Source organism: Saccharomonospora sp. NPDC046836 (assembly GCF_040645195.1).
Taxonomy (GTDB): Bacteria; Actinomycetota; Actinomycetes; order Mycobacteriales; family Pseudonocardiaceae; genus Prauserella_A.
Map to the genome: position 1 here is coordinate 1 of NZ_JBEYXW010000077.1, position 8,653 is coordinate 8,653.

Genomic DNA, 8,653 nt, shown 5'->3' on the forward strand with positions numbered 1-8,653 from the left:
GGAGCCATGACGGAGTCATGGTGACTGACGACAACGCGGCGAGGCGCCATCTGGGCACCGCGCAGCCGGTACGCGATGGTTCTCAGACGCGCTCTTAGGCGCGGGAACAGCGACGGCGGCGCACGGCCCGGACGATCGCGATCACGCCGAACAAGGCGGCCAGACCGGCGAGCACCGGAGCGAGGCGCTTGGCCACCGAGGCACCCGCGTAGTCGAAGAGGTCGATCGCCTCGGCTTCCTTCGGCGGCTGCACCGGCTCGAGCTTCGGCTGCTCGGCGCTGGCCGCCGGCGCCTCGGCAGTGGCGGCACTCGCGGCCGGTGCCGGGGCGGCCTCCTTGCCGACCCCACTCAGCTCGGCGGCGAGATTGTCGGCGAAGGTGTCCAGGATCTTGCCGCCGACCTCGGAAATCATGCCACGGCCGAACTGCGCGGGCCGCCCCGTGACGTTGAGGTCGGTCGCGACGGCGCCCTTGGTGCCCGTACCCTCCGCGGTCAGGGTCACGGTGACGGTGGCCGCGGCGGTACCCGCGCCACGCGTGTCCTTGCCGGAGGCCTTGATCTTGATCTCGCGGGCCTGCTCGTTCTTCTCCAGGTACTCGCCCGATCCCTTGTAGAGCAACGAGACCGGCCCCAGCTTGACCTTCACCGTGCCCTTGAACGTGTCACCCTCCACCGAGGTGAGCGTGGCTCCCGGCATGCAGGGCGCGACCCGTTCCGGGTCGAGCACGGCCTTCCACACGTCGTCGATGGACGCCGGAACGGTGAACTCGTGGTCGAGCCGCACGGGCCGACCTCCTTCCCTTGATCCGAACCTTTGTGGAACTACCCCCAAGGCCACCTTAGTTGCATTCAACGCAACTAAGGTGGCCTTGGGGGACCCTTCAGCCTGCCATGGCGGCCGAGATCGCCCTTCCGGTGAGTACCCGCGCGAGATGCTGCCGATACTCGACGTCGGCGTTGCCGTCGACGGTCGGGTTGGTGCCCTCGGCGGCATGCTCCGCGGCGGCACGGATCGTCTCGGCGGTGGCCCGCTGCCCGACCAGCGCCTGTTCGACGGTGCGCGCCCGCACCGGCACCGAGGACATGTTGGTCAGCGCGACCCTGGCCTCGGCGATCGTGTCGCCCTCTGCACGCACCGTGGCGGCGACACCGACCATCGACCACGCCTGCGCCACCCGGTTGAACTTCTCGTAGTGCGCCGGCCAGCCGGTGTGCTTGGGCACCCGTACCTCGACGAGGATCTCGTCCGGCCCCAGCGAGGTCGTGAAGAAGTCCTCGAAGAAGTCGGCCGCTGCCGCCGTGCGCTGGCCGTCCATGCCGCGGATGACCATCTCGGCGTCGAGTGCGAGCGCGGGCGCGAGCAGATCACCTGCCGGGTCCGCGTGCGCGATCGAGCCGCCGAATGTTCCCCGGTGCCGCACCTGGGGATCAGCCACCGTGTCGGTCGCCTTGGCCAGCAACAGCGCGTGCTCGTGAACGAGCGGATCTCGCTGCAGTTCGTAGTGCGTGGTCATGGCCCCGATCACGAGCGAGCCACGCTCCTCGCGCACACCGCGCAGCTCCGCGATCCGGCCGAGATCGATGATCTTCGTCGGCGCGGCCAGCCGCATGCGCAGCACCGGGAGCAGGCTCTGGCCGCCGGCGAGAACCTTGGCGTCCTCGCCGGCATCCGCGAGCGCGCGAACCGCGTCGTCCACAGTGGACGGCGCGACGTAGTCGAACGGAGCGGGAATCACTGAGCACCTCCGTGTGCCGCGTCGATCGAACCAAGACCGCCACCGGCCCCGGTGCTGTGGACGGCTCGCCACACCCGCATCGGCGACAGCGGCATCTCGATGTCGTTCACTCCGTAGTGCCGTACCGCGTCGACGACCGCGTTCACCACGGCCGGCGTCGAGGCGATGGTGCCGGCCTCGCCAACACCCTTGACGCCGAGCGGGTTCGTCGTCGACGGCGTCTCGGTGCGGTCGGTGGTGAACGATGGCAGGTCCGCCGCCGAGGGCAGCAGGTAGTCGGCGAACGTGCCGGACATCAGCGTGCCGCTCTCGTCGAACACCGCCTCCTCGAACAGCGCCTGCGCGATGCCCTGCGCCAGCCCGCCGTGCATCTGGCCTTCCACGATGAGCGGGTTGATCACCTTGCCGACGTCGTCGACCGAGATGTACGAACGCAGCCGCACCGCGCCGGTCTCGGTGTCCACCTCGGCGGCGCACAGGTGCGTGCCGTGCGGGAAGGAGAAGTTCTCCGGGTCGAACACCGCCTCCGAGTCCAGGGTCGGCTCCACGCCCTCCGGCAGGTCGTGCGCCGCGAACACCGCGAGCGCGATGTCGGCGATGCCGGTGGAGCGGTCGGTTCCCCTGACGGTGAACCTGCCGCCGCTGAACTCCAGGTCGTCCTCCGCGCACTCCATCATGTGCGCGGCGATCTTCTTCGCTTTGGCGATGACCTTCTCTGCGGCCTTCACCACGGCGATGCCACCGACGGTCAGCGAGCGCGAGCCGTAGGTGTCGAGGCCCTTGTACGAGGACTGTGTGTCGCCGTGCAGCACCTCGACGTCCTCGAACGCCACACCGAGCTGGTCGGCCACGATCTGGCTCCACGCCGTCTCGTGTCCCTGCCCGTGCGGGGAGCTACCGGTGACCACCTCGACCTTGCCGGTCGGCAGCATCCGGATCGACGCGTACTCCCAGCCGCCGGCGCCGTAGTCGAGGCTGCCGAGCACCCGCGACGGCGCGAGACCGCACATCTCGGTGAACGTCGAGATGCCGATGCCGAGCTGGACCGGATCCCGGCGTTCCCTGCGCTCCCGCTGCTCGCGCCGCAGGCCCGCGTAGTCGAACAGCTCCATGGCCTTCTCGGTGGCGGCCTCGTAGTTGCCCGAGTCGTAGGTCAGGCCCGACACGGTGGTGAACGGGAACTCCTCGTGCGTGATCCAGTTCTTCCTGCGCAGCTCCATCGGGTCCATGCCGAGCTCTGCGGCGAGCTCGTCCATCATCCGTTCCACGCCGAAGGTCGCCTCCGGCCGGCCGGCGCCGCGGTAGGCGTCGGTGAGGGTGGTGTTGGTGAACACCGTCGTGCACGCGAAGTGGTAGGCCGGGATCTTGTAGATCGCGTTGAACATGAACGCGCCGAGGATCGGCACGCCACCGCCGACGATGCCGAGGTAGGCACCCATGTCGGCGAGCAGTTCGACCTTGAACCCCGTGATCGTGCCGTCACGCTTGGCGGCGATCGTCAGGTCCTGGATCTGGTCACGGCCGTGATGGGCGGCGACCATGGTCTCGGACCTGCCCTCGGTCCATTTCACCGGCTTGCCGAGTTTCTGCGCCACGAGCAACGTCGCGAACTCCTCGGGCGTGACGGCCAGCTTTCCGCCGAACCCGCCGCCGACGTCCGGTGCCACCACGCGGATGCGCTGCTCGGGCAGGCCGAGCACCAGCGCCGCCATCGTCTTGAGGATGTGCGGCACCTGGGTGGCCGACCACATCGTGAGCTGCGGCGCGGTCGGGTCCACCGCGACCGCGCGGGGCTCCATGAACGACGGCACCAGCCGCTGCTGGCGGAACCGGCGCTTGACGACCACCTCGGCATCGGAGATGGCCTGCTCGACCTCACCGCCCGAGCCCGCCTGCGCCGAGTCGAACACCCACAGCGCACTGCGGTTGGTGCCCAGCTCCTCGTGCACGAGCGGCGCGCCCTCGGCGAGCGCGTTCTCCAGGCCCAGCACGATGGGCAGCTCGTCGTACTCGACGTCGATCTCGGCGAGCGCGTCCTCCGCCTCGCCCGCGCTACGCGCGACCACAACGGCCACGCCCTCGCCTGCGAAGTTCACGGTGCCCTGTGCGAGCACGGGGCGCCGCGCCGCCTTCTGGTCCGGCGTGATCGGCCACGCGTTGGGCAGGCCGATCTTGCCCTCGGGGTCGAGGTCGTCACCGGTGAACACGGCGACGACGCCCGGCATCTCCTTCGCCGCCGAGGTGTCGATGCTGACGATCCTGGCGTGCGCCATGGTGCTGCGCAGGATGGCCATGTGGACCATGCCGGGCAGCGTGATGTTGTCGGTCCAACGGGTGCGCCCGGTGATCAGCCGCTCGTCCTCCTTGCGTAGCCGCGCCTTGCCGACCTCGGGTTGTACGGTGGCAGTCATTCACTCACCCCCTCCGACGCCCGAAGGGGCACGGGTGCCGGCCTGCTCGCCGGATACGCGCTCGGCTTCCGGACCTGCCCCCGGCCGCATGTGGTGTGCCGCGTCGCGCACGGCGCGCACGATGTTCTGGTAGCCGGTGCACCGGCAGAGGTTGCCCTCCAGTCCTTCGCGGACGGCGTGCTCATCGGGGTCCGGGTTGTCGGCGAGCAGGTCGATCGACTGCATGATCATCCCGGGTGTGCAGTAACCGCACTGCAGCGCGTGGTTGTCATGGAAAGCCTGCTGCACAGGATGGAGCTGGCCGTCGCGGGCGAGCCCCTCGATGGTGGTGACCTCGCTGCCGTCGGCCTGCACGGCGAGCACCGAACACGACTTCACGCTGTGCCCGTCGAGATGGACGGTGCAGGCGCCGCAGTTGCTGGTGTCGCACCCGACCACGGTTCCTACCTTGCCGAGCCGCTCCCGTAAGTAATGAACGAGCAACATGCGGGGCTCGACATCGTCGGTGTAGCTGGTGCCGTCGACTGTGACGGTGATGCGCATGGGGCCTCCTGTGGTGGCTGGGCCCGCCCCGCGAGCGGGCCGCTGGGGAACGGCCTGAGAGCTCGCGCAGATAGAGCAAATGTCTGCTTCGCGACGACAGCCCCTATCCGCGCAACCTCTAAGCCGATCACCGTAGCCGGTGATCGGCCTCACAGCCGAGCCTGCTACGTCTCGCCTTCCGGGACAACCCCCGGGCAAGCCCACGAACACCGTCGCTCCGCAGCCGCGGAGACGTACGCCGATTCAGTCCGTGGATGCGGGACACGATCGCTCGATCGGTGGCCGAGCCCGGTCAGCGCTCCAGCTCACTGTGGATGCGCCCGTCGAGGTCGGACAGCCTGCGCCCGCCACCACCCCACCGCAGCGCGATGATCTCCGCGGCGATCGAGACGGCCGTCTCCTCGGGGGTGCGGGCCCCGAGGTCGAGGCCCACCGGTGAGGCCAGCTGCTTCAGCTCGGCGTCGGTGATCCCCACCTCCCGCAGACGCGCGATCCGGTCGTCGTGGGTGCGGCGCGAGCCCATCGCACCGATGTAGCCGACGCCGAGCCGCAGCGCCACCTCCAGCAGGGGCACGTCGAACTTCGGATCGTGCGTCAGCACCGTGATCACGGTGCGGCCGTCGATGCGGCCCGCCTCGGCCTCCGCCGACAGGTAACGGTGCGGCCAGTCGACGACCACCTCGTGCGCCTCAGGGAAACGGGTCTTGGTCGCGAACACCGGCCGCGCATCGCACACCGTGACCTCGTACCCGAGGAACGTACCCATCCGCGCCATGGCGGCGGCGAAGTCGATCGCACCGAACACCAGCATCCGCGGTCGCGGCTCGAAGGTGTTGACGAACACCGCCATACCCTCGCCCCGGCGCTGCCCGTCCGGGCCGTAGTGCAGCGTCCCGGACCGCCCGCCTGCGAGCAGGCCGCGGGCGTCGTCGACGACCGCGTCGTCGATCCGCGGCGAGCCGAGGCTGCCGGTGGCGCGGTCGGGCCACACCAGCATGCGCTTGCCGAGTAGCGCGGCATCGGAATGCTCGATCGTGGTGACGACCGCGATCGGCCGCCCTTCCCGCACCGAGCCGACCAGCTCGCCCAGTTCCGGCATCGACTCCCGGTCGACCCGCTCCACGAAGATGTCGATGATGCCGCCGCAGGTCAACCCGACAGCGAAGGCATCGTCGTCGCTCACGCCGTAGCGCTGCAGGACCGGGGTGCCGTCGTCGACGACCTCCTGTGCGAGCTCGTACACGGCACCCTCGACGCAGCCACCGGACACACTGCCCACGGCCGAGCCGTCCGCTCCCACGAGCATCGCCGCGCCAGGAGCCCGCGGCGCCGACGAGAAGGTCGCCACCACGGTCCCGACGCCCACCGTCTCCCCCGACGACCAGCGGCGGTGCAACTCGTCCAGCACGTCATGCATCACGGATCTCCTGGAGAAGTCGTTCCAATGTGGCGAGGCTGTGCCCGGCCAGCAACCGATCGACATGCGGAAGCGCCGCGGCGATCCCGGACTGGACGGGAGCGTAACCCTCCCTGCCCGCGTGCGGATTCACCCAGAAAACCGCATGCGCGAGCCGGTGCAGACGCGCGACCTGCTCGCCGAGCAGCGTGACATCTCCGCGTTCCCAGCCGTCGGAGAAGACCACCACGACAGCTTGCCGCGCGAGACCGCGCTGGCCCCAGCGGTCGAGGAAGCCGTGCAGGGTCTCCCCGAGGCGCGTGCCACCCGCGAAGTCGGCCACGGCGTGCCCGGCGGCGAGCATCGCGCGTTCCGGGTCCCGCTGGCGCAGCTGGCGCGACACCCTGGTCAGCCGGGTGCCGAGCGTGAACACCTCGACCTGTGCCGGCGCGCTGCGCACGACGACGTGGGCAAAGCGCAACAGGGAGTCGGCGTAGGGCTTCATCGAACCGGAGACGTCGATGAGCAGTACCAGCTTCCGCCGGCGCGGACCGTGGCGCGCGTAGGCGAGCCGCCCGGTCTCGCCGCCGTCGGCGAGCATCGCACGCAACGTGCGGCCTGGATCGAGCCGGCCGCGGTGCGCGGGCCGGTATCGCAGGGAGGACCGGGTGGGCAGCTGCGGAGCGAGCGCGCTCATGAGCTCCCGCAGGTGCCGCCGCTCGGCGGGGCTCAGCTCGCCGAGATCGCGGTCCCGCAGCACCTCGACGTCGCTGGCGGCGACACTCAACTGCTCGCCGGTCTCCGGGTCGCCCTCGCCGCCGCCACGGTCCGCCGAGGTCAGCGCGGCGATCCTGGGCCGCTGCGGTTGCTGGGCGGTGGTGCGCCTGCTCGGTGGCGGCTCGGCGCGGAACCAGGCGGCGAACGCCTGGTCGTAACGCGGGAGATCATCCGGGTCCGAGCACAGTGTGAGCCTGCCGGCCCAGTACAACTGAGCTGCATCGCCGATGTCGAGGCGTTCGACAGCGGAAAGGTAGGCCTGCACCCGGTGGGCGTCACAGGACAGCCCCGCTTCCCGAAGGACCCCGGCGAAACCGACGAGCCCAGGCAGCGGAGTGGCCGTGGCAGGCGCGTTCACATCACTATTGTGCCCCCGCCGGTGACCTCGGCTAGGCGAGCAGTGCGTCGAGGCGGTCGCGGACCCGGTCGATGTCCTCGCTGTACTTCAACACGGCGCCAAGAGTGGTCGCCGCCGACTCGGCGTGCAGCTCGTCACGGCCCAGTGCGATGAGCGCATTCGCCCAGTCGAGCGCCTCGGCGACACCGGGCGGCTTGAGCAGCTCCATCGTGCGCAGCCGCTGCACGGCCTCGGCGACCTGCTGGGCGAGCCGCTCGCCGATGCCGGGAATGCGGCTGCGCAGGATCGCGATCTCGCGGGCCAGCCCCGGGTGCTCCAGCCAGTGGTAGAGGCACCGGCGCTTGAGCGCGTCGTGGACCTCGCGGGTGCGGTTGGAGGTGAGCACCACCAGCGGTGGCACGTCGGCTCGCACCTGGCCGTACTCGGGAATGGTCACCGTGTTCTCGTCGAGCAGTTGCAACAGGAACGCCTCGAACTCGTCGTCGGCGCGGTCGATCTCGTCGACGAGCAGCACGCACGGCGCGGACTGCAACGCACGGAGCAGTGGCCTGGCGAGCAGGAACCGCTCGGTGTAGAGGGACTGCTCGGCGACGTCGACGTCCAGCCGCCCTCCCTCGGCGGCCTCCAGCGCACGCAGGTGGAGCAGCTGGCGCGGGAAGTCCCATTCGTAGAGAGCCTGCGCGGCATCGATGCCTTCGTGACACTGCAACCGGATCAGCGGCAGCCCGAGCGCCTCGGCCAGCGACACGGCAAGCGACGTCTTGCCGGTGCCCGGTTCCCCCTCACAGAACAACGGTCTGCCCATGCGCAGGGCCAGAAACGCCGCGGTCGCCACGCCCTCGTCGGCGAGGTAGCCGATGTTCTCCAGCAGCTTCGCCAGCTTCTCGGGCGAGCCGACCGGATCGGTGATATCGCGCGTCACACCTGCCAGCCTAAGGGTTGAGCCGGGCGGCAACGATCGGGCTCTGTGGGCGTCGGCGGCCATACTCGGCGTGTCCATGACCGGCGGATATCGTCACAGCCAACAGAGAGTTCGAGCCTGTGGAGATCGACTTCGACGCGCTACGGCCCCAGCTCGCCGGGCTGTGCCGAAAGTACGGTATCGCCGAGCTGGCGGTGTTCGGTTCCGCGGCCCGTGGCGAACTGCGACCGCAGTCCGACGTGGACATCCTCTACGTGCGCGCATCCGGCAACGACCTCGGTATGCACTATTTCGATCTTCAGGACGAGTTGTCGTCCCTGTTCGGTCGGCCGGTCGATCTCGTGCCCAAGGAAGGGCTGCATTGGATCGTCCGTGACGAGGTGCTCGCCGAGGCGAGGGAACTCGCGGCTCCCGTCTAAGAGCGCGTCTGAGAACCATCGCGTACCGGCTGCGCGGTGCCCAGATGGCGCCTCGCCGCGTTGTCGTCGGTCACCATGACTCCGTCATGGC

8 protein-coding genes are annotated in these 8,653 nt (G+C 69.7%); 1 reads left to right on the plus strand and 7 read right to left on the minus strand.

Annotated features, from left to right (window positions below):
• Positions 1–94 precede the first annotated feature (94 nt).
• The 7 genes from ABZ863_RS34515 to ABZ863_RS34545 all read right to left on the minus strand — a co-directional run bounded on the left by ABZ863_RS34515 (position 95) and on the right by ABZ863_RS34545 (position 8,143).
• On the minus strand, positions 95–784 hold the full coding sequence (locus tag ABZ863_RS34515; protein WP_358543887.1) for an SRPBCC family protein: 690 nt from the start codon (positions 782–784) through the stop codon (positions 95–97).
• Between the two features lie 97 nt (positions 785–881).
• Entirely contained in the window at positions 882–1,736 is an 855-nt protein-coding gene (locus ABZ863_RS34520; RefSeq protein WP_358543890.1) for a xanthine dehydrogenase family protein subunit M, read from the minus strand.
• Positions 1,733–4,147, minus strand: coding sequence for a xanthine dehydrogenase family protein molybdopterin-binding subunit (locus ABZ863_RS34525; protein WP_358543893.1), 2,415 nt, complete (start codon positions 4,145–4,147; stop codon positions 1,733–1,735). The genes ABZ863_RS34520 and ABZ863_RS34525 overlap by 4 nt, the downstream gene beginning before the upstream one ends.
• Positions 4,148–4,690, minus strand: a complete 543-nt coding sequence (locus ABZ863_RS34530) for a (2Fe-2S)-binding protein (protein ID WP_358543896.1) — start codon at positions 4,688–4,690, stop codon at positions 4,148–4,150.
• A gap of 292 nt (positions 4,691–4,982) precedes the next feature.
• Positions 4,983–6,107: an XdhC/CoxI family protein gene (locus ABZ863_RS34535; protein ID WP_358543898.1), complete on the minus strand. Its 1,125-nt coding sequence runs from the start codon at positions 6,105–6,107 to the stop codon at positions 4,983–4,985.
• Positions 6,100–7,221, minus strand: a complete 1,122-nt coding sequence (locus tag ABZ863_RS34540; protein WP_358543901.1) for a VWA domain-containing protein — start codon at positions 7,219–7,221, stop codon at positions 6,100–6,102. The genes ABZ863_RS34535 and ABZ863_RS34540 overlap by 8 nt, the downstream gene beginning before the upstream one ends.
• A gap of 31 nt (positions 7,222–7,252) precedes the next feature.
• Complete coding sequence (locus ABZ863_RS34545; protein ID WP_358543903.1) at positions 7,253–8,143, minus strand: MoxR family ATPase; 891 nt, start codon at positions 8,141–8,143, stop codon at positions 7,253–7,255.
• Positions 8,144–8,262: 119 nt separating this feature from the next.
• Between ABZ863_RS34545 and ABZ863_RS34550 the strand changes: the two genes are divergently transcribed.
• Positions 8,263–8,562, plus strand: coding sequence for a nucleotidyltransferase family protein (locus ABZ863_RS34550; protein ID WP_358543906.1), 300 nt, complete (start codon positions 8,263–8,265; stop codon positions 8,560–8,562).
• Positions 8,563–8,653: the final 91 nt, after the last annotated feature.

Excerpts from the sequence above, each read along its gene's own strand:
- ABZ863_RS34535 (WP_358543898.1), bottom strand. The coding sequence starts at position 6,107 with ATGCATGACGTGCTGGACGAGTTGCACCGCCGCTGGTCGTCGGGGGAG.
- ABZ863_RS34525 (WP_358543893.1), bottom strand. The coding sequence starts at position 4,147 with ATGACTGCCACCGTACAACCCGAGGTCGGCAAGGCGCGGCTACGCAAG.
- ABZ863_RS34530 (WP_358543896.1), bottom strand. The coding sequence starts at position 4,690 with ATGCGCATCACCGTCACAGTCGACGGCACCAGCTACACCGACGATGTC.